We start from the raw sequence: 21210 nt of genomic DNA, 5'->3' as shown, positions 1-21210 counted from the left end.
CCGCTTAAAAAACCCAGTCATCAACCGATGAACGCACCTTGAAAACTAGAGTTATGGGGTTCTATAGGGGAATGCTCCTATAGGTAAAAGCTCTAAGCGTCAAGTACCAAAGAAACCAAGTATTTTAGAGGTTTTGAACTGTATCGTAGGGCATACGAGAACAGGCTTCTGTAAGGTCGCGAAAGTCTGAGGAGAGAACCACCTCTGGGTGGGATTTCGCTAGGAATCTAATTCAAGTCCACATCGTCGAAGCCCGAAATTCTCAGCAGTGATGCTAGAAGAATCCACGTCCGTTTACGGCGTGGGGTATGTCAACCTAGCCAATTAATGGCCCCTTTAATCCAGTCTTCTGGCTGAGTATTTTTACTAAATAAAGCATCTTGACTGAGGACTGCGATAGCTCGATCGATCTCCTCCCGGCTGTATCCTAAAGCTAAAAGGGTCATCTGCACATCTTCGAGGATTTCCGCTGCCGGTAGTATTGCCGTGGTTGTCGTCGTCGCTTCTCTTAGTTGTCGCCATGCTGCCAATTTAGTTTTTAACTCCAAAGCGATTCTCTCTGCTGTTTTTAAGCCGACTCCGGGGGTTTTGCTCAAAATTTTGGTATTTCCTGTCACTATCGCCACCACAAGTTCCTCAATCCCCAAGGTATCGATTAAAGCTAGGGCTAATTGCGCCCCAACTCCGTTGACGGAAAGCAGTTGACGAAACAGATCTCGCTCTGGGGCGGTGCCGAAACCGTACAATAAAGGCTGGTCTTCGCGAAGGAGTAGGTGAGTAAAAATCTGACAACTATCATTGTTATCGTTGCCGATGTCTAGGGCTAATCGCGAGGGAATTTGGATTTCGTAACCGATCTGGTTTACGTCTAAAATCAAGATCAGTCGGTTATTAGGGGTTTTGATCACCTCGATCGCTTGTCCCCGTAAATAATTAATCATTGATTTAATTCTCCTACGAAAATAACCGAACCACAGGGATGACGGTTTTTACTCCCTGAAGGAATGCCGGGGAGATTTTCATTTTTGTTACAATTGTTAACAGAAGTGAATGGCGTAATTGATAACCTAATCTTCTTGGCGTTAGTCCCCAATAATTGGAGAAGATACAAAATGAATGGCAACATTAGAGTCGGGAATCTCTTTGGAATTCCCTTTTATATTAATCCTTCTTGGTTCTTTGTTCTGGGGTTAATTACCTTAACCTATGGGAGAGATTTAAGTCAGTTTCCCCAGTTAACGGGAATCATGCCCTGGCTATTAGGATTTTTTGCCGCTATTCTCCTATTTGCCTCCGTGGTTGCCCACGAATTAGGTCATAGTTTTGTTGCCATCGCCCAAGGTATTGAAGTCAAATCAATTACCCTCTTTTTATTCGGTGGGTTGGCAACTCTCGGCAGAGAATCGAAAACTCCTCTAGAAGCTTTTCTAGTAGCAATTGCTGGCCCTTTAGTTAGTTTACTGCTCTTCGGTATCTTCCTAATTATTGGTTCCAATATTAGTTTAAGCGCGCCCCTGGCGGCGATTCTTTCTCTCCTGGCCTATATCAACCTCGCCCTAGGGTTATTTAACCTGATCCCCGGTTTACCTTTAGATGGTGGTAATATCCTTAAAGCCATCGTCTGGCAAGTAACGGGTAATCCCAATAAAGGGGTTTTATTCGCTAGTCGTTTCGGTCAATTTTTTGGTTGGTTAGCGATTGTCATCGGTGCGCTATCAATTCTCGGAATCAGTCAATTTGGCAGTGCTTGGACGCTATTAATTGGCTTTTTCCTTCTACAAAATGCTGGCTTTTCCGCTCAATCAGCTAAGGTTCAAGATTTCCTAAGTCGCTACACCGCTAAAGATGTTATCTCTCCTAATAGTCCTGTAGTGCCGATTAATTTAACCCTGCGCGAGTTTGCTAATAATTATGTTATCGGTAAACAACAATGGTCTAAATTCCTAGTTAACGATAGCGAAGGTAAACTATTAGGAGTGATTAATGTAGAGGCTCTGAAAACGATTCCCACTTCCCAATGGACAGAGGTAAATATCGGCCGGTTATTACAAACTAGCGAAAGTCTCAAACTGGTTTTGTCTAATACTTCCCTCCTAGATGTGGTGAAAATTTTGGAAGGCGAAAATTTATCTCAAGTGACAGTGGTAGAAGAAAACGGCACGGTTTTGGGGTTAATTGAGAAAGCTTCTATCCTTACTTTTCTCGCCCAAGAAACCCAAAGTCAAACCGCTTAATCAGTTATCAGTTATCAGTTAAGTAGGTGGGTGGAATTAAATATAAGATGAACGTAGGTTGGGTTGAAGTATGAAACCCAACGCCCGCATGGGTTACTAACCCATCCTACAAATAATTGTGCCTCCCTACTTATCAGCTAGAATCAGTTAGGTAAATGTAATTTTCACCTCAACATTCTCGCAGAATTTTGTCTATTATCTCCTGACTATACTAACTGTCGCATTGCTTGCCACAATTGCTCGTATTCTTGCTCGGTTGCTGGCGATAAAGGGTTTAAAAAATCGCTGTTTTTGATTGCTTCTGGATTGACAAGTAAAGGATTATTTTTAATATCTGGGGGAATTTGGTCGGGATTTTGAGTGAGAATTAGGGGTGATAATCCGGAGGTAAATAAAGAAATTTTAGTGGCGGATTCTGGTTGCCAACAAAAATCAATCCATTGCTCGACAAGAGAATTAGGAGTAGTTAAAACTGGTTTTACCCACACATCTGACCAGAGAGAAGTCCCAGATTTGGGGACAACAACTTTAATTTTATTATAGCGATCGCTCACTGGTAAAATATCATTAGACCAACCCACAGATAGCCAGACATCACCGAGTATCAGGGGTTGTAAATAATGTTGAGAACTATAAAATCTTACCTGTTTTTGTAAAGCAAATAGCTGGTCTTTTAGTGCCGTCACTTGCTTTAAATCACTAGAATTATAAGAATAACCCAATTTTTTTAGGGTTAAACCGATGACTTCGCGACGATTATCGATTAGGGCAATTTTACCGGTTAATTCCGGTCGCCATAGATCGGACCAATCCTGTGGCCGCCAGTCAAATTGAGCGAATTTTTCCTCATTATAGGCAATTACTGTCATTCCCCAACGGTAGGGCGCACCCCAGACTTTACCCTCTGTTTGCGGTTGTCCTTGGGCATTGCGAGTCATGTTTTCTTGCCAACGGGGGGGCAGTTTTGACCAATTAGAAAGTTGAGAAGTATCTAGGGGTTGAATTAAGCCGTTGGTAATCGCTTTTCCTAGCCAAGCATCCCCTAGGGTGACTAAATTACCCAGCGCTGGGTTTTGTTCCCTAAAAGGGATAGGAATCGAAAATTGTGAGGCTGGTTGCTCCTGATTTTTTAACCATTTTTCCAACAATTTTAATAGCTCTTTCAGCTGCCTTTCCGACTGAAAATTTACTTTTTTTTCGGCAATAGTTTTCCGAAAATCTGTTAGTAATCGCGGCGGAATCGAACCAGATAGGAGAAAAATGCTCGGATCGCCGCTTCCAGAAGCGCAGCCACTTAAACCTCCCGCTAAGGCGATTGTACCTAATCCTTGCAAAAAAGAACGTCTGTTTAACATATCGCCCGCCGATTTTCAACTTCAACAGTAATAATTGCCAGTTTCTAGCCTTAAATTATTATAGAACGATTTTTAACAGAATGTAAACTAGGGAGTTTTGCCGCTACCGATTTCAGCTATAGATCAGCTTTGTTGTTAACTTTTATGGTAGAAAACTCTGATTTTGTCCTAGTTAAAGCTAGGATAGAGAGAGTAAGCTAAGGAGCGAGGGTATAAGACTATGTTAGACAATAATGACCAAGATTTTCTTTATTCTTGTCGTTGTGGACAAGCCAATTTTCAGTCGGTAAAACATCAATCGGGTATTTTATTAATCGGGGGAGCGGAAGGAGGTAAATTAGGAGAAGATCAGGCGACAAAATGGTTATTGAATCGAGCTAAAGGCGGTAATTACTTAGTGTTGCGCTTTGGCAATCTTGGCGGTCAAGCTGATTGGATTTGCGATAATTACCGCTCCCTGATCGGCTCGGCGGCGGAACTATCAATTGATAGTCGTGAAGCGGCGAATCATCCTGATGTTATCGAATATATTCGTAATGCCGATATTCTTTTTTTTGCCGGTGGTGATCAAAATCAGTACGAGGATTTGTGGGAAAGCACAAAGGTGGAAACAGCGATCAATTATCTGATAAATGATAAAAAAGTTCCCGTGGCGGGAACCAGCGCAGGAATGGCTATTCTGGGTGATTTTTACTATGCGCCCACTCACGAAGGGGTACTGAGTTCGGAAATCTTAAATAATCCCTTTCACTTCAACACTAAAGACTTCTATCGGAGTGATTTTATTCGGGTTCCTTTTCTCAAAAAAGTCGTGACAGATACCCATTTGGATCGACTCAATCAAGATCATCCCGAAACAAGATATGGTCGCCTTTTTGGTTTTTTAGCCCGCAATGTACACGATAATCACAATCAACTGCCCGCCTACGCTATCGGTTTAGAAGAAGGTGCTTTTCTGGCGATCGATGAGCATGGTATCGCCAAAGTCTACGGCAACGGCACCGATAAGGGACAAGATGCCTATTTTCTGCAAACTAACGGGACTCTACCCGAACAGATGGAGCCGGATCGGCCTTTAATCTGGAATAATAACGGTCAAGCGGTGAAAGTCTATCGCATCGCGGGAACTCCCTCCGGCAGCGGTAAATTTGACCTCAAGGATTGGTCTAGTGCTGCTGGCGGTCGCTGGGAATATTGGTACACTAAAGGGGGAATAGCCGGGTTTAAGCGGGTTCCGGTAGCCTGAAGGTCATTTTTGTCAAAAAAGTGAGTTCTCTGGGTGTTAGGATTAATTTTGAGGCAATAAGGAGAATTTTTTGACCTATGACCCCTGAATTAATCACTTTCGGTCGGTATCTCGCAGGTGAATTTGAAAATCAACGGCAAGCGCAAGCAGAACCGGTGTGGTACGTTCACCTGCGTTTATGGTTGCGTCCGCTGCCTTTATTTCGGGAAGACAGCATCGCTCTTTTTGCCGAACAGGCGAGTATAATCAATTTAGACCAACCTTACCGACCGCGACTGTGGCGATTAATGCGCTCGGAATCGGGAGGGTTAGAGGTGAGGCATTATATGTTTAATGACCTGAAATCCGTGCAAGGTGCGGGCAAAAATCCCGATATTTTGCGAAAAATTAGCTTAGAAGACCTAACTTTCCTGCCTACTTGCACTTTAGCGGTCAAAGTCCATACTCTCGCTGATAATCAATACCAGTTTATCGCCCAACCGCAACCGGAACAGCGCTGTCAATTCACCTATGAGGGTACAACCTATCAGGTGGCTTTAGGTTTCGAGGTGACGAGTCATAGCCTAACAACCTACGATAAAGGCCTAGATCCCAGCACCGGTAAGGGAATTTGGGGCGCTCTGCTCGGTCCCTATCAATACGAGAAAAAACGGGATTTTTCGGCAGAATTGGATGTGTGAGGAAGATTGCAATCACATTAGGTCAAAATGACGGCAGACGACACCGCAAAGAGCCGCTAAAGCGGTAATTCCTAAAGCTGTACCGATGTCTTGTCCTTGATTGACGGCAAAAGAAGTGACGATTCCCGCACCTAAACCGGCTGTGATTGCCGCTCCGAGAAAATCTTTATCCGAGTTTTTATACATAGAGATAAGGCCAAATTTCCACAAAATCGTGTTTTTTACCTTATCATCCTCTTTTGAGCAACTAATCACCTGGGGGCAGAATTGCAATTAAGCTTTAGATTTAGCCACGTTTCTTAACATTAAGTTGGGTAAGATAGATAGGAGGTAAAATCGATGAAATTAGCTAAAATCTCTTTTTATGGCTTTTTAACGCTGATTATCTCCCTTTTGCTAATACTGAGTTTTGTTAATGCCAGCAAAGCACAATCGGATACGGCGGTAAGATCGGAGTTAATTAGTCTCCGCAATCGAGTCGAGCGCCTTGAAAGTCAGATTCGAGGAATATCCACCCGCGGGGAAAATGCCGCTCCGATTCCCCAACGGCGATCGGGAACGGGTATAGTAAATGGGGAAGTAGTCGGGGAAAGTGACCCACTGTTCCAGCGTTTAGCCACTTTAGTAATTGAAATAAAGGAAGATTTAAAAAAGCTAGAGCAACGGGTGCAAGTCTTAGAAAAAGAAACCGTTAGCCAGAAATCGTAGTCAATTGATGCTATAACGATCGAAAGTTAAATTGATCTCAACTATGCAGTTAATTGATTATGTAATTATCCTGCTTTATCTGGCAGCAACCCTAATAATCGGGATTGTAGCCGAGAAAAAAGCTTCTCAAGGTCTAGAATCCTACTTTTTAGGTAATCGTAATTTGCCCTGGTGGATGTTGGGGGTGTCGGGAATGGCAGCTAACACCGATTTAGCGGGAACTATGGTCATTTCTGCCCTAATTTACGCCGTCGGCCCCAAAGGACTATTTATCGAAATCCGTGGCGGTGTTGTCCTAATTATGGCCTTTCTCATGGCTTTTATGGGCAAATGGAATCGTCGCGCCCAAGTTATGACCATGGCGGAATGGATGCAATTTCGCTTTGGAACTGGAAAACAGGGGAATTTTGCCCGAATTATTAGCGCCGTCGCCACTCTCTTATTCTCTATCGGTGCGATGAGTTATTTCTCCGTTGCGGGGGGGAAATTTTTAGGGCAGTTTTTGGGCATGGATGATCGTCTTGCTTCGGTGATATTAATTCTTCTAACCTTGATTTATACGGTGGCCAGTGGTTTTTATGGTGGGGTAATTACCGATTTATTTCAAGGATTTCTGATTTTTGTGGCGGTAATTTATGTATCGACAGTGGCTTTTTTTACTGTTGATCTTCCTGATACTTTTACCGTAGCAATTCCGGGGGCAGCGGAGCTAAAAACTTGGAATTTAAGCGACTGGGCTAGTATTTTTCCCTCCCTGACTTTGGATTTACCCGGAGATTATGCCATCTTTAATTTGTTTGGTGGGGTGATTTTCTTTTATTTAGTTAAAACCATCATCGAAGGTTGCAGCGGCAGCGGTGGTTATATGTTACAACGATACCTAGCCGCCAAAAGCGATCGAGATGCCGGTTTATTATCTTTATTCTGGATTATTCTGCTTTCTTTCCGTTGGCCTTTAGTCACAGCTTTTGCGGTTTTAGGTATTCACTATGGTTTAACCGAAGGCACGATTACAGATCCAGAAAGAATTCTCGCCACGGTGATTACTCAATACATTCCTGTGGGGATGAAAGGGTTATTAATTGCTTCTTTTTTGGCGGCAGCTATGTCCACTTTTAACGCAGTTATTAACGCTAGTGCTGCCTATTGGGTCAAAGATATCTATCAAGCTTTTTTGAAACCGAATGCGGGAGAACAGGAGTTAGTTTTTCAAGGTCGTTTGGCCTCGGTTTTTGTGGTCGTAATTGGCTTAGTTTTGAGTTTTAATATCCAAAATGTCAATGATATTTGGGGTTGGTTAACCACGGGATTAGGGGTAGGATTAGCAGTTCCTCTCCTATTGCGTTGGTATTGGTGGCGCTTTAATGGTTATGGTTTTGCCGTGGGAACTTTAGCGGGAATGATTGCGGCTATTGCCTCACAAGCGATAATTTTACCTTTCTTTCGTCACAGTCAATATCAGGAACTTATTCTCTTTCTTGTGCCGAGTTTGTTCGCTTTAGCTGGCTGTATTATCGCTACTTTGTTAACTCCTCCCACCGATAGTTTAGTTATGGAAAATTTCTATAATATTACCCGACCTTTTGGCTTTTGGGGAGAAGTCCGTCAAAGTGTTAAACCTAACCTACAGGCAAAAATTAAAGCGGAAAATCAACGGGATATCATCGCCGCTTTTCTCACCGTTCCTTGGCAATTAGTCCTCTTTATGATGGGGATTGTTTTAATCATCAAGCAGTGGCAAAGTTTGAAGATTTTGGCTTTGGTTTTTCTTTTGCTTTCTATCGGTCTCTATTTTACTTGGTATCGACATTTATCTAAGGAAATTACCGTCACTAAAGACCGAGATTTAGGTTAGGCAGTTAGGCCGATTCAAGTCTGAATTGCATCACTGTCTGATCTACCTTCATATAATACCTCATTCGGGGTACGATAGTTAAGGCATTTTCGAGGACGATTGTTAATTAAGTTTACGGCTCTTTCTACCTCCTCTGGCTTAACAATTTTAAAATTCGTTCCCTTGGCAAAAAATTGTCTTAATAGTCCATTGGTATGGACGTTTAATCCCCTCTCCCAAGAATGGTAAGGAGTAGCACTCATAAAAATCTGCTCCCAATTTCCCACTCAACTCTTGATGTCCACAAAATTCTTTCCCGTTGTCACAAGTAAAGGTTTTTCTTTGGTCAGGGGGAATCTCTTGGAAAAGTTTTTCGGTGACAAGGGTTGATTTCCGAGGCGGTTTTGTTTTTGGCCAATCCTGCTACTAGAAATTTCGAGGCTTTGTTCACATGAGTAACGAGAACTCCTAGATGATTTCCTCCAATCATTGTGTCACTTTCTCAATGACAGTATCTGATGAGCCTTTTTCTGTCAACTCTTGAGGTTGATGCGTTTCATTTTTGAATTAGCGCTACACCCCACACCCCACACCCTGCTCCCAGGAGAAACTTTTTGCCGCAAACCCTAGTTACGAACTCGACCCATTTGGTCGATTTTTGCTTAACAATTGAGATGGCAAATTCTCCTCAAATATGCCTGAATCGTGGGTAAGCAACTCACATAAAGTTAATTTTGTCAAGGATGGTTAAGATGCGCTTACCCTGCTAAAACCCCAAAACCCAACACCCGACCCCCTAATTTAATGATTTAATAAAACCGACCACTGCTGCAGGAGATAAAAACTATGTGTATTCTGGGTTTTGATCCGGGTAAGGATAAATGTGGGATCGCAGTCAGATCATCGACGGGGAAAATTTATACCCATGAGGTGATAGCATCGTCACAAGCGATCGAGCGTTTAGCCAGTCTCTGTCAACAATATCCGATCGAATTACTGGTGATGGGGAATCAAACCACCTCGAAAAGTTGGCACCAAAAAATTGCCGCTCGTGTCACTATCCCGATTACTCTAGTGGATGAACGCAATAGTACCCTAGAAGCGCGCGATCGCTATTGGCAAATGTTCCCCCCCAAAGGATTACAGAAACTCATCCCCCAAGGTATGCGTCTTCCCGATCGCCCCATTGATGATATAGTGGCGATTCTGCTGATCGAACGTCATTTACAGTCCAAATAATGTCACACTACAAAATAGACACAGCAAGGTGGATTGACGATGCTCCTAAGTAAAGGTTTTGAAGTAGAAATGTACACCGGAACAGCAGCCGGAGAAATTATCGGTTTATCCGATCGCATTGTCAAGGATTTAGATGGTTTTGTCCGAGAACCGGATAGTCGTAACGTAGAATATACCACGGCTCCCATGACTAACTATGACCGTCTTTTATGCGCTACTTTAAAACCTCGTCTCGCTCTACGGCGATATTTGCGTCGTTTAGGCGATTATACCCTAATCCCTGGCAGTACCCTCTCCTTGGGCGATAGTCAACATTTTTATCGCAGTGACCCTCAAAATCCCTATCATGACTATATTGAACAGACCTACGGCACTAATGTAGTCACGGCCAGTATTCATATTAACGTCGGTATTAGCGATTATGAGGATTTAATGCGTGCCTGTCGCTTAATTCGCCTAGAAGCTCCTTTATACTTAGCTTTAAGTGCTTCCTCTCCTTTTCTCGATGGTAAAATCACTGGTTCCCATTCCCGTCGTTGGCAAGTTTTCCCCCAAACTCCCGCTTATGTTCCCCTCTTTGAAAGTCATAAACATTTTGTCACTTGGACCGAGGAACAATTAAAAATCGGTACGATGCAGAATGTTCGTCATCTCTGGGTCTCAGTACGTCCTAACGGTAGCAATCGTCCCTATAATCTCAATCGTCTAGAATTGCGAATTTGTGACCTGATTGCTAATCCTATTAGTTTATTAGCAGTTATGGCTTTTTTAGAGGCCCGTTTAATTCAACTTTTACACGATCCCCAATTAGACCCTTTAATTTTAAGTCAATTACCCAGCAGCAATCGGGGCGAGGATTTATTAACTTTAACCCAAGAAAACGAACAAGCTGCCGCGCGTTTTAGTCTTGATGCCACCCTGAGACATTGGTACGATGGCCGGGAAATTTTAGCTAGGGATTGGATTAAAGACCTCTATGTTCAAGTTTATCCTATCGCTAAAGAAAAGGGTTTTAGTTGTTTCCTCTCTCCCTTACAAAAAATCCTCCGCGAAGGTAACACTGCACAACAATGGTTAAAACAATACGACCAAGGTATGGATGTTAAAACTATTATCAAACAGGCGATTATTACCCTAGAAAAACAGGAACGAGAGTTAGAACATAAATTATGTCAGCATATTCTAGTCGCTTAAATAATTATTTTAAGGCCATGGTAATTAAACCCTGTTGACCGAGAAGAATTTCCCGCAGCAGCGTACAAATTCCCACCCAAATAATCGGAGAAATGTCAACTCCTCCCAAGGGTGGGATGAGTTGACGCACGGGGATTAAAAAAGGTTCCGTTGGCCAAGCAATAATATTAAAGGGAAAGCTATTTAAATCTACCTGTGGATTCCAAGTTAAAACGATCCGTAAGATAAATAGAAGGGTCATTAACCCTAAGATAATTCCCAAAGTCCAACTCAATGCGATCACTGTGTCCATAGTCCCTAAATTAAGTTTTTTTACTAATTGCCTCTGTCCTAATATAGCAGTTTTGGTTCTATCTTGAAATAATTATGTTTAAAGGTGGGCGTTGCTGATTTGAGATATGAATCTTCTTTTGTGGGATTTTTAAAACCTAGACTCAAACTAACTTTTGGATACGATGCACAGTCGGCATTCATACCTTGATTCAGCAACGCCAAAAGGTGCGTAGGACGCACCCTACAATAGCGGCTATCACTTTCAATTAATAGACTTGATCGTGATTACCAATATCAACAAAAACGGCTTTTTCATCGTCTGTAAAATAAAATATCACTCTTTGATTATACTCAATACTAAAACTCCATAATTCTTTAAGTTTGCCTGATAATTTATGAGTTTTGAGAGATGGATCAAACGGATTTTCTTGAAATTTTTCTAGCTTTGTCCGAAATTTTCTTTCTAACTCATGGTCGCCTTGAAAACGTTTTTTGAAGGCTCGCTTAAAAGACTCATCAAAACTAATTTCTATCATTATTCTTCTAAAAACTGCATTAGTTCATCCGTATCTGAGGAAAATTTTAGTTTTCCTTCTTTCTCGTTCTGTTTGGCTACCAAATAGTTTTGATAAATTTTGTCACGTTGCTCTTCTCTTAAAAACTGTTCTAAAAGAAATTGTATCTCTTCCTTTTCTCCTAAAGATAAGGTTTTAATTGCTTCTACGACTTCACTAAATGTCATATTTATCTCCTTAAAGATTTTATATATTTGTTTCTATATATAGTTTATCAGTGATCGCCGATAACTTCAAGGTTTTTTTTCTTAGAATATCTTAGCGAAGTGTAACGCATAAATATTACAAATTTATCACAATTAAAAGTAAAAAGGTGCGTTAAGTAACGCACCCTACAAGATCGGCGATCGCATCATCTCAGTCTGCGATCGCTGCTTGGTCTAACGGTTGAACTCACCCGCCGCAGATAGACTTTGCATCATAACTGATTAGCTTTCGTCGGTCGGTGTGCATTGGGGTTGTTATGCCGTGTCACCAACAGATATGATGCGCCAATCACCTTATGGAATAAACAACCGACCAGCCCCCATATAGTCTTGGATATCGATCACAATTTCTACAAGCCTTTCAACGCAGCGTTCTCGATAGTCAGATTCATTGACCCTATCCGGATCGCCAATCGTAATGATCGGAAATGAAGTCGGTTGATTTTCTTCACGCATTACTTGTTCCAACGAGTCTTCACCCTTCGCATTCCGGTTTGCCGTAAGTAAGAGCATCCCGTTGGTTTGGGCAAATCTCCAAACTACTCGATCATTGCTGTCTGCGGGTAAGCCAACGTCTTCAAATGTCCTCAACCGAATTAGAGCGAGATCTAATAACCCGCTAACAACAAGACTTCCAGAGATCAGAATTGCCTGCCGATTCAAGTTGTAATCAGCCAGAACAATCATTGCTTCTTCGCTTCCCGCTTTGCTCTCCGTTCCTGAAGTTTAGCTCTAACCGCTTCATAGCCTGGACGAGGAGGAGTAGCAGCGATCCGAGCAAAACGTTCGCGATTCCTCTCTTCCCAAAATTGTTTAGTTTCTGCGGCAGTCTTTAAAACCTCCTGATACTCCGCTTCCACTTCTGTTCGATGTGTTTCAATGTAGGAAAGGGCAGCATGAATCTGAGCATCTGTAAGATTGAATGCATCACGAATAAACTTGGGTGGATACTGAGCTTTGAGATAATCCATCACGTCATACAGAGTAATACGAGTACCCGCAATTGTAAGCCCTCGTTCTGTGCAGATTATAGCTGTTTGTCCACTCGATGCCAGTGCCATAGCAGTCTTAGCTTTTAACCATTTAGTTCCATAGTAGCGCACAAAAAAAGCAAGGGGAGCCAACGCCCCCCAACGACTGATTCACAAAATCCTTAATCCTCGACCCAGACTTTCAAAACGTATTTCAGCCTTGTTCCTGCATCTAGCCAGTAGTGAACTCCAACATCTGGCAGTCCAGTATCATTTGTGTGAGCGTCACCCCGTCCTATGCCATCATCAATGGGAGTAATACGGTGTTTGGAAACCTCTTTGTGGAATTCCACCCGTGTTATTCTTGCTCCGGTGCAAGGAAATTTATCGTCTCCTCGCCTGCCAAGAAATCCACTTTCATAAGTTTGTGAAACATCAACTGCTAATCGTTCAGCTATAATAAACCTCCTTTTTTGCGGTTTTGAAGCGGCATAACGGCATTCGCCTCACCGGACGGCATTGCAGCTTGCAACATAAGTGATTATGTAACGATCCGTTCCGGTGCAGGCGCTTGTTAGACGAGATGATAGACTTGTATGGATAAATTTAGAACCATCAGACAAGAACCATTTACACTTTAAAATTATTCGTAAAGTCTTTTCCACATTTCATTACCATTTTTATTTGCTTTAAAGTCTTGAATTCTGTTTTTCAATAAATTACACACTGCAGAATTTATTGCTTTTAAATCACACTCATCATTTTTAAATTTGTGTACAAGCCTATTATAAAGATAGTTATACCCTAATTGATCTATATTATCCGAAAAGTCCTTCAATGCTTTTCCTTCGCCAAAATAATTTTTTCCAATGCATTCACGCATTGGTCTAAGGACACTAAAATTTGGTTTTAGCCACGCTTTAGCATCGCCTGATAAATACCATTTTTTGCTTCCTAAATCCCAATAAGCTGGAAATGTGAACAAGTCAAAAACAATATCGAAATTAATTGTTTTATTCTTAAGTGAAAAACCTAATGATTCATAGAAATTATGAGCAATTCTAAAATCATTATACTTAGGGTCTCCAAAAACTTCAATTCCTGATTTACTTTTTGTTTTCTCAATAATTAGTGTTCTACACTTTTCGTCATCCAATTCATTCCACTTTCGTTGGAGGATTCTAGAAATAGCTGGCTGAATATCAGTTTGGTAAGTTTTTAAATATTGTCCATAGGAAGCATAAGCTGATAAATTTGTTCTGTTTTCATTTTGTATTCTATTTGATTGACTTTGGGCAAAGAGGTATAAATTCCAGATTGCCGTTAATCCTGCCACAATTGTAGTAATTGCTCCTAAGGTGACACTAATATCCTGAATACGTTGCTTTATCAATGAGTAATTCATAACTTTGCTGCCCAGCAATGCTCTAAAGTTGATAAATATCAATCTAACAAAAACTCAAAGCCTTAGTATACAAGCTTTACAAGCATGAGTTGTTGATAGTTTTACATGACAGGTTCGGTAGAGCCAACTTTGCAAGTAGCAAAAGACTTAGCCAGAGGACTCAAAACGGCTGGTGGTCTAACGGTTAAATTGAGCGGCAAACGATCGCCTATCAACTCAACACCAAAATCTCTAACATTGTCCGCTCCAATGATTTGTTATGCTTTTCATAATGAATCATTGTCTCCAAATTTTAAAAGTCCCACCGAAATCAGAGCCTGTTCCAGGCTTGTCTCTCCATGTACCTTGAATTTCAGAGGATCTGCAAATACCAGACCATATTTGAGTAGCATATCCTGGATCTCCAGCAGGAGTAACTTCCCCAGTGTAGACTTTACGTTCAAATTCCATATTGTTACCTGCAAAGCTACCTTTAAAGCTGGGATTTCGATCAGGAAATTTACCAACGAAACAAGTAGCATATCCGCAAACATAGGTATTATCAATCCTAAGCGAACCAGCAAATTTTCCGTTAGGCGAATCATGGTTATTATAAAGCTGGCTACCAGAGTAGATAAACCTAGAACAGTCAAATTGCTGAGCACTCGCTTCTTCAAAGCCAAGAAAAGCAACTGCACACACAGTCACCAAAACACTGTAAATTCTCATCTCAATCTTCCTTCAAGATAATGCTCGTGGTCAGTATAACTATATAATATACGGAAACTTTCCTTATACTACGCTAAATACGCACTTTTAAAAGAATCTTTCCGTATATTACGCTCAAGTGGAGTGATCGCGAGAAGTTTTCCGTATATCACGCCCAAAAGCGTGTTAGGCAGATTGGCGTACTGCAAACAGCACTAACTCTTGTCGTCTTCCAAGGGTGATCGGCAAGATTACTGTCAATTTACCCCTAGTTTTCTCTCTTGGCTTAGTCTGTAACCAATCTTTTACAAAGCTGTAACTTGATCCCAGTGAATAAGTTAATCCAGCATTAGGCGATCGCTCCTCACCAATTGAGAAAGTTTTCACAACGTCCAACGGTAGCCAGCAATTATTGTCCAGATCAGCGATCGCTGAATAATTGCCTCACGATTAGCATTGACGTTACCGATAATCATAGAAATAAATTTGCACCCATCAAACCGACTCGATCAACTGCGCTCTTTTTGGTCCCTAACATCGGAAAAAATCCTCAATAAGGCTTGACAAACTAGCTAGACTTGACTTATAATTATTCTTATAATGGGAATCCGTGTCGCCCCGCAACTCCTCTCTTTTCAGGCCAGATGCAGAAGTAACTTAAAGATGACAGAATTTCGCATCGAGAAAGACAGCATGGGAGAAATTCCCGTACCTGCCGATAAACTTTGGGGAGCGCAGACCCAAAGATCCCTACAATACTTTAGTATCGGTGATAATCTCATGCCCCGGGAGATGATCCGGTCCTATGCCATTCTCAAAAAAGCCTGTGCAATTGTCAATCAGCAAAAACAGCGCTTGAGTGAGGAGAGAAAAAACCTTATCTGTCAAGTCTGCGATGAAATTTTAGCCGGACAACACGCGGATAACTTTCCCCTCTACGTTTGGATGACGGGAAGTGGCACCCAATTTAACATGAACATCAACGAAGTCATCTCCAATCGTTGCAGTCAACTGACGGGGAATCCTCTGGGTAGCAAAACCCCCGTTGACCCCAACGATCATGTTAATATGTCCCAATCGACTAATGATTCCTTTCCCTCGGCCATGTATATTGCCGTTGCCTTGGCAGTCAAGGAAAAATTAATTCCCAGTCTGCAACTATTACGGAATAGTCTCGATGAAAAGGCGCAATTATGGGCAAATATAGTTAAAATTGGCCGCACTCACCTACAGGATGCCACCCCTTTAACCCTCGGACAAGAATTCTCCGGTTATGTGGGTTTATTAGATGATGGCAGCGATTGGCTAGAAAAATGTCTAGAAAAAGTCTATCGTTTATCCTTGGGAGGAACAGCAGTCGGTACGGGAATTAATGCTCCTCTCGGTTTTGCTGAAGATGTGGCTGCCGAAATCGCTAATTTGACCAAATTACCCTTTATTACCGCTCCTAATAAGTTTACCGTGCAAGGTTCCCACGATGCTCTGGTTTTTTTGAGCGGGGGACTGAAAACTATCGCTAGTTCCCTCTATAAAATTGCTAATGATATCCGTTTACTTAGCTGTGGTCCCCGTTGTGGAATCGGAGAATTACAGCTGCCGGAAAATGAACCGGGTTCTTCAATTATGCCGGGAAAAGTTAATCCCACCCAATGCGAAGCTTTATCGATGATAGCAGTGCAGGTGATAGCTAATGATTTAGCGGTGACGATGGGAGGTGCTGGGGGACATCTGGAGATGAATGTCTATAAACCGCTGTTGATTCATAATCTCATGCAGTCTATCCGTTTGCTCACTGATGGTTGCGGTAATTTCTGTCAATTTTTGGTTCAGGGGATGACTGCTAATCAAAAACAAATTGAGACTTTTTTAAATCAATCCTTGATGCTGGTGACTGCATTAAGTCCCGTGATTGGCTACCAAAAGGCTGCCTACGTCGCTCATTATGCCCTAGAAAAGGATTTAACCCTGAAAGTGGCAGCCTTGCAACTAGGATACATCAAGGAAGAGGATTTTGAGCGCATTGTTAACCCCGCTAAAATGGTTAATCCCTACGTTGCCGATGGTTAATTCCCTGAAGGGTTGACTGCCGTAAAAATCAGAGGTCGCAGGCAGGCACGGATTCCCATTATATATATAAGCATAAGGCAAGCGGCGGGATTTGTCAAGCCCCGCCGGTCAAAATTTCCGCTAAACTTGGCTAATGATAGCGAAGAAAACCAACAGAAAAATCATAAATGCTGCTGCCATGGGGAAGAAGGATTTAGGAAGATTAATAACTTTCTCCAGTTTCAGGAAACCCACCAGAAAATAAGCGACGATTGCAAGGAGAATCGGGATAACCACGCGCAAGATTGTGCCAAGGGGACCAGAGAAAAATTCACCGATTTTATAGCGGGGTGTATTTTCTTCCGCGTGAGGAGGAATAGTTACACTTGTCCAAGTTTCTCCCCCATCGGTGGAACGAAAAACTGTAGTTTTAGAGCCACCAAAACCGAATAAAGTTTTATCTTGAGCGTAATTAGGAGAAAACTGGACGGAGATACCAGAGGAAGGGATACTATGAATTTTCACTAGGGGTATTTTAGGATCACCAATTGATTGAAAAGTTTCTCCTCCATCGGTAGATTTAAATAAACCATCTCCCTGTAAACTAACTATTACCGTGCGATCATTAGCATAATCAGGAGAGATAGCAATGGTTTCTACCGAGGTGTTAGGATTAAACCCCGGTTTCTCTAATTTTGTCCAACTTTTAGCCCCATCTTTGGTGACAAACAAACCAGAAATTGTCCCGGCAAAAATAGTTCCATCCTTGGGATAATTGGGAGACATTGCCAACTGCACATTAGAGGTTTTTGATAGGGGGGGTCCTTGGCTGACATTTTTCCAAGTTAGTCCACCATCAACACTTTGATAAATACCCTCTGTTCCCGTGACAAACAAAGTTTTATCCTTAGAAAAATCAGGGGAAGCTACCATGGCAGGGGCATAATTACCAAAAATTCTGCCCACTTCACTGATCTTTTTAACCGTATTTCCTCCATCGGTAGAACGAAATATTCTCCCCTGCTGATTGGTGAGAAAAAGAGTTTTATCCTTGGCAAAATCTGGGGAAGGAACTATCCTCGGACCGCGGACTTTCTGATCGATTTCGATAATTTTCCAGAAATCACCACTGTTATCGGATTTGGCAAATTTATTGCGTAAAAACCCCGCAAAAATAGTTTTATCTTGTCCATAGTTAGGAGAAAAGGCAATGTCAAAGAAACGCCGGGGATCTTGTCCTGATTCTTCGGGATCTTTACCAAGTCGATAAACCTCTAAACCGCGATTAATTGGTGTCCAAGTTTCCCCTTTATCCCGACTGATAAAGATATTGCCTACATAATTAGCAATGACGACAGTGGCATCCTCGGTATAATTAGGAGAAACCGCCATGGCGATAACTGTTCCCCGGGCTAACGTTTCTATTTCCTGCCATTGTTTGCCGCTATCCGTGGTTTTAAATAAGCCATTAAATCCCCCTAAAAACATCGTATCTTCAACGACTTTTAAATCCATAAAATGGGGAACTTTATAATCATCAGCCTGTTTATCTTTGGTTAAACCCTCGCTCATTTTTGTCCAACTTTTGCCCCCATCTTGCGAAACATACATTCCGTCATACCAAGTGATGGCATAAAGGGTTGAATTTTGGGCATACTGGGGAGAAATAACGATGTCTTCGATGATTTTATCTTTAATTCCTTCGTTAACAGCTTGGAAGGTTTTACCATCATCAACGGTTTTAAAAATACCTGCTTCTTTTGTGCCGACAAAAAAGGTTTTATCCCTGTCTAAATTAGGAGAAAAAGCAATTGTATCCACTGCCCCCACATTAGCAGGTAAGGGGAGATTCTGCCAAGTTTTTCCCCCGTCGGAGGAAGTATATAATTTACCCTGTTCATCCCCGAAAAAAATTCGATCAGGATTGTTGGGAGTAATAGCTAGAGAGGTTATCAGTGCCGTGGTGGGGAAAATATTTGACCAATTTTTACCGCCATCTTCGGTTAAATAAACCCCTTTTTCTAATCCCGCTGCCGCTACTATATTGGGATCGGAAGGGGCAATTTCTACGAAGTTAATAAATTTAGTTTCTAAACCCTGATTAACTTTCTGCCAAGATTCCCCCGCATTTTCACTTTTATAAATACCATCGGATCTTGAAGCTAAATAGAGAATATTTTTATTGAGGGGAGATAGGGATAGGGAACTTAATTCCCCCGTATAATCTAAACCTTGAATTAATCTTGTCCAGTTGCTACCTCCATCCCTAGACTTATAAAAGTTATTTCGCACCAAGATATATACTGTATTATCTGTCTGGAAATCGGGAGAAACTTCTACTTGACTAATCACATCATGGGGACGATGGGCAAAAGCAGCATTACTCCAAAGACAAAAAACTGTAGCGATTATCAATAAAATGAGATTAAACTTGTAGGCGAATCTCAGCAAACTTTGGCGATTAATCATACTTAAACTGCTAATATCGAGGATAAAAATTGACCTAATCTAGCAAAGGGCGATCAAAATTTAAGCAAGGGTTCTGTAAGAGTATAGACGAAAATGGCGATTATAACCATTACTAAAATCAGGCTTATTTGCTATCAGCATAGATTAGAACCAATCTCTACACTTTGATTATTGTAGAGACTCATTGCCTTTTGTAACCCTTGTTTGAGACCAAGTTCGATCGCTTTTCTGGACAAGTCTAACACTTTCAAGATAACTTGGTTTTCTTGGGGGGTGAATCGGCCTAAAACGTGGGAAATTGTCGCTTTTTCGGTTGATTTACCGATTCCTATGCGTAAACGAGCGAAGTTTTCCGTGCCAACGTGGGCAATCATCGATTTAATACCGTTGTGTCCGCCCGCCGATCCCGATAGACGGATTCTCAACCGGCCTAGGGGCAGATCCATATCATCGTAAATGACTAAAATCGACTCTGGGGCTAGTTTATACCAATCTAGCACCGCTCGCACCGATTGCCCGGAGCGATTCATATAGGTTTGGGGTTTCAAGAGACGAATTTTGCCCGGGAGAGGACTGTCACCCTCAGCGATAAAACCTTGAAATCGCTTGTTTTCCTGCCAAGATAGCCCCCAATCCCGCGCTAATGAGTCCACAGCTTCAAAACCGATATTATGACGGGTGCGATCATATTTGGGTTCGGGATTACCCAAACCGATAATTAACTGAGGAATAATTAAATTAGGGGTTTTATCGGAATTCATAGGGGAAAATCGGGCTTTTAACCATGACCCGACTCTTATTATCACCGAATTAGCACTCCGAGCGCTGGAACAAAGTTTCTAGATAAACCTTGGCACAGCTATTTTGCTCCTCAAAATTCATCCTTTCGGAGGATTGACAATTAAGTAGAAAAAATGATAAAGCCGCCGTAAACACGCCATCTTGATCCCAACCGGGGTGAGTTTCTAGATATTGTTGTAGGGATTGGTGGAGGATTTCGGGGATTTCTGCCAAGATACTGACGGATGTATTCATATCGTTTACCTCTGAATCTGAAGTGGGGAAATCCCTGACTGGTGCAGTGGACAGTAAGGACTATTGTGAGCCAAGTTGGGGGGAGTTGCAATATTACCAGATGTAAAGGAATGCTTTAGAAAAACTTAATATTTACGAGCGAATAAGGGTTAGAGCTAGATTTTATTTACTCAACTTAACAATAACTCAGTATCTATCGATGGGAATTTTTACAATCAAGATTAATTTTTTCTCGCAGCAAGTGCCGATTCTATCGCTGTTGCCTGTGGAAAAGTCTGGGTAAACTGTGGAAAACTTGGGAGTGAGTGGGGAAATACCGGGGAATGTATGGGGGAAAACATTGGGGAAAAATAAGATTTGCAAATTTTAATCCGTAGTGATGCTCAAGACTACTTAGGCACTCTTGCCAGAGTACCTTTTCTAGCTGAATGCTGGCTGCTATGCTTTTACCACCAATACTGAACAGGTAGCTTCTGCCACCACGAGACTACTAACAGAATCTTCGATCACCCGTTGAACTCCCGTTAATCCCCGACTGCCGATCACGATCAGATCAGCATGATAGATATTAGCTAAACGAATAATTTCCTCCGCTGGATCACCAAAGATGACCTCGATTTCACTAGGGGCAGCAATCTGGGATTGATAGCAGCGCAATTGATCTTCAATGATCTCACGGGAGGGGTGAGGGCGATCAACTGGCGATTCATCTCCCTCCTTGCCGAGGATATGGGTGAGGATGATGCAAGAATTTGCCGTTAGAGAAAGGGAATTCAAGGACTGAAGGACTCGATCCGATAATTCCCCACAATCTAAGGCAACAACGATATTTTTAAACATTTTGACTAAATCCTGCCGCTAAACAAACTTCCAATTAAGATTCCGGAGCAAAAAATCTTTTATTTTGCCATTATCTAAGGATAATAAGCCTAGATAGGGTCTGCTGAATAAATCTAAAAACCTTGTTTGGTAAGACTTTTAGACTTTTTGTCAATCAAAAAGTACCAGGCATGGGAGTGATCAGGGGGAAAATTCAGGTACTTTTTCCCTGAA

The 21210-nt window shown here is 41.8% G+C and carries 22 protein-coding genes and 1 pseudogene; 8 read left to right on the top strand and 15 right to left on the bottom strand.

The window, feature by feature from the left end:
* Positions 1-311: 311 nt before the first annotated feature.
* Positions 312-941, bottom strand: a complete 630-nt coding sequence (gene ruvA / locus EWV84_RS19695; protein WP_287079536.1) for a Holliday junction branch migration protein RuvA — start codon at positions 939-941, stop codon at positions 312-314.
* A gap of 63 nt (positions 942-1004) precedes the next feature.
* Between ruvA and EWV84_RS19690 the strand changes: the two genes are divergently transcribed.
* A complete protein-coding gene (locus tag EWV84_RS19690; RefSeq protein ID WP_287079535.1) occupies positions 1005-2234 on the top strand; it encodes a site-2 protease family protein in 1230 nt (409 codons plus the stop codon).
* Positions 2235-2440: 206 nt separating this feature from the next.
* Here the strand turns inward: EWV84_RS19690 and EWV84_RS19685 are convergent, their stop codons facing one another.
* The gene (locus EWV84_RS19685) at positions 2441-3589 is read right to left on the bottom strand and encodes a substrate-binding domain-containing protein (RefSeq protein WP_287079533.1); all 1149 of its coding nucleotides are present in this window, start codon (positions 3587-3589) and stop codon (positions 2441-2443) included.
* 220 nt (positions 3590-3809) lie between these two features.
* On the opposite strand from EWV84_RS19685, the gene EWV84_RS19680 reads away from it, so the two are divergent.
* Complete coding sequence (locus tag EWV84_RS19680) at positions 3810-4835, top strand: cyanophycinase (RefSeq protein WP_287079531.1); 1026 nt, start codon at positions 3810-3812, stop codon at positions 4833-4835.
* Positions 4836-4912: 77 nt separating this feature from the next.
* Positions 4913-5515, top strand: coding sequence for a chromophore lyase CpcT/CpeT (locus EWV84_RS19675; protein WP_287079528.1), 603 nt, complete (start codon positions 4913-4915; stop codon positions 5513-5515).
* A gap of 12 nt (positions 5516-5527) precedes the next feature.
* On the opposite strand, the gene EWV84_RS19670 is transcribed toward EWV84_RS19675, so the two are convergent.
* Positions 5528-5701: a hypothetical protein gene (locus tag EWV84_RS19670; RefSeq protein ID WP_172970560.1), complete on the bottom strand. Its 174-nt coding sequence runs from the start codon at positions 5699-5701 to the stop codon at positions 5528-5530.
* Positions 5702-5854: 153 nt separating this feature from the next.
* Between EWV84_RS19670 and EWV84_RS19665 the strand changes: the two genes are divergently transcribed.
* Together EWV84_RS19665 and EWV84_RS19660 are read left to right on the top strand one after the other, a co-directional pair.
* Complete coding sequence (locus EWV84_RS19665) at positions 5855-6223, top strand: hypothetical protein (RefSeq protein WP_287079526.1); 369 nt, start codon at positions 5855-5857, stop codon at positions 6221-6223.
* A gap of 43 nt (positions 6224-6266) precedes the next feature.
* Positions 6267-8078 (top strand): sodium:solute symporter family protein, encoded by a 1812-nt coding sequence (locus tag EWV84_RS19660; RefSeq protein WP_287079524.1) that lies wholly within the window; start codon positions 6267-6269, stop codon positions 8076-8078.
* A 14-nt stretch (positions 8079-8092) separates the two neighbouring features.
* Here the strand turns inward: EWV84_RS19660 and EWV84_RS19655 are convergent.
* A pseudogene (locus EWV84_RS19655) lies at positions 8093-8559 on the bottom strand (IS30 family transposase); the annotation flags it as partial.
* A gap of 344 nt (positions 8560-8903) precedes the next feature.
* Here EWV84_RS19655 and EWV84_RS19650 point away from each other — a divergent pair.
* Positions 8904-9296 (top strand): pre-16S rRNA-processing nuclease YqgF, encoded by a 393-nt coding sequence (locus EWV84_RS19650; protein ID WP_052275734.1) that lies wholly within the window; start codon positions 8904-8906, stop codon positions 9294-9296.
* Positions 9297-9335: 39 nt separating this feature from the next.
* The gene (gshA, locus tag EWV84_RS19645) at positions 9336-10490 is read left to right on the top strand and encodes a glutamate--cysteine ligase (RefSeq protein WP_287079521.1); all 1155 of its coding nucleotides are present in this window, start codon (positions 9336-9338) and stop codon (positions 10488-10490) included.
* Positions 10491-10494: 4 nt separating this feature from the next.
* Here gshA and EWV84_RS19640 read toward each other — a convergent pair whose 3' ends face one another.
* The 7 genes from EWV84_RS19640 to EWV84_RS19610 all read right to left on the bottom strand — a co-directional run bounded on the left by EWV84_RS19640 (position 10495) and on the right by EWV84_RS19610 (position 14628).
* A complete protein-coding gene (locus EWV84_RS19640; protein ID WP_287079518.1) occupies positions 10495-10782 on the bottom strand; it encodes a YggT family protein in 288 nt (95 codons plus the stop codon).
* Between the two features lie 247 nt (positions 10783-11029).
* Entirely contained in the window at positions 11030-11299 is a 270-nt protein-coding gene (locus EWV84_RS19635; protein ID WP_287079515.1) for a type II toxin-antitoxin system RelE/ParE family toxin, read from the bottom strand.
* On the bottom strand, positions 11299-11505 hold the full coding sequence (locus EWV84_RS19630; RefSeq protein ID WP_158198448.1) for a hypothetical protein: 207 nt from the start codon (positions 11503-11505) through the stop codon (positions 11299-11301). The genes EWV84_RS19635 and EWV84_RS19630 overlap by 1 nt, the downstream gene beginning before the upstream one ends.
* 333 nt (positions 11506-11838) lie before the next feature.
* A complete protein-coding gene (locus EWV84_RS19625; RefSeq protein ID WP_002791850.1) occupies positions 11839-12231 on the bottom strand; it encodes a hypothetical protein in 393 nt (130 codons plus the stop codon).
* Entirely contained in the window at positions 12228-12605 is a 378-nt protein-coding gene (locus EWV84_RS19620) for a DUF433 domain-containing protein (RefSeq protein WP_287079538.1), read from the bottom strand. The genes EWV84_RS19625 and EWV84_RS19620 overlap by 4 nt, the downstream gene beginning before the upstream one ends.
* 553 nt (positions 12606-13158) lie before the next feature.
* Positions 13159-13920 carry a hypothetical protein gene (locus EWV84_RS19615; RefSeq protein ID WP_287079512.1) on the bottom strand — a complete coding sequence of 254 codons (762 nt, stop codon included), beginning with the start codon at positions 13918-13920 and terminating at the stop codon, positions 13159-13161.
* A 276-nt stretch (positions 13921-14196) separates the two neighbouring features.
* Positions 14197-14628, bottom strand: a complete 432-nt coding sequence (locus EWV84_RS19610) for a hypothetical protein (RefSeq protein ID WP_287079509.1) — start codon at positions 14626-14628, stop codon at positions 14197-14199.
* Between the two features lie 642 nt (positions 14629-15270).
* On the opposite strand from EWV84_RS19610, the gene fumC reads away from it, so the two are divergent.
* Positions 15271-16674, top strand: a complete 1404-nt coding sequence (fumC, locus tag EWV84_RS19605; protein WP_287079508.1) for a class II fumarate hydratase — start codon at positions 15271-15273, stop codon at positions 16672-16674.
* Positions 16675-16794: 120 nt separating this feature from the next.
* Here fumC and EWV84_RS19600 read toward each other — a convergent pair whose 3' ends face one another.
* The 4 genes from EWV84_RS19600 to EWV84_RS19585 all read right to left on the bottom strand — a co-directional run bounded on the left by EWV84_RS19600 (position 16795) and on the right by EWV84_RS19585 (position 20997).
* A complete protein-coding gene (locus EWV84_RS19600) occupies positions 16795-19122 on the bottom strand; it encodes a WD40/YVTN/BNR-like repeat-containing protein (protein WP_287079507.1) in 2328 nt (775 codons plus the stop codon).
* A gap of 134 nt (positions 19123-19256) precedes the next feature.
* Complete coding sequence (gene pth, locus EWV84_RS19595) at positions 19257-19883, bottom strand: aminoacyl-tRNA hydrolase (protein WP_287079505.1); 627 nt, start codon at positions 19881-19883, stop codon at positions 19257-19259.
* Between the two features lie 49 nt (positions 19884-19932).
* On the bottom strand, positions 19933-20157 hold the full coding sequence (locus tag EWV84_RS19590) for a DUF2811 domain-containing protein (protein WP_002800048.1): 225 nt from the start codon (positions 20155-20157) through the stop codon (positions 19933-19935).
* A 438-nt stretch (positions 20158-20595) separates the two neighbouring features.
* Positions 20596-20997: a universal stress protein gene (locus tag EWV84_RS19585; protein WP_045360719.1), complete on the bottom strand. Its 402-nt coding sequence runs from the start codon at positions 20995-20997 to the stop codon at positions 20596-20598.
* Between the last annotated feature and the right edge of the window lie 213 nt (positions 20998-21210).

It is taken from the genome of Microcystis sp. M_QC_C_20170808_M3Col, assembly GCF_007095505.1.
GTDB lineage: Bacteria > Cyanobacteriota > Cyanobacteriia > Cyanobacteriales > Microcystaceae > Microcystis.
Note: the sequence above shows the minus strand (reverse complement) of the source record. Positions and strands in the feature narration are given on the sequence as shown.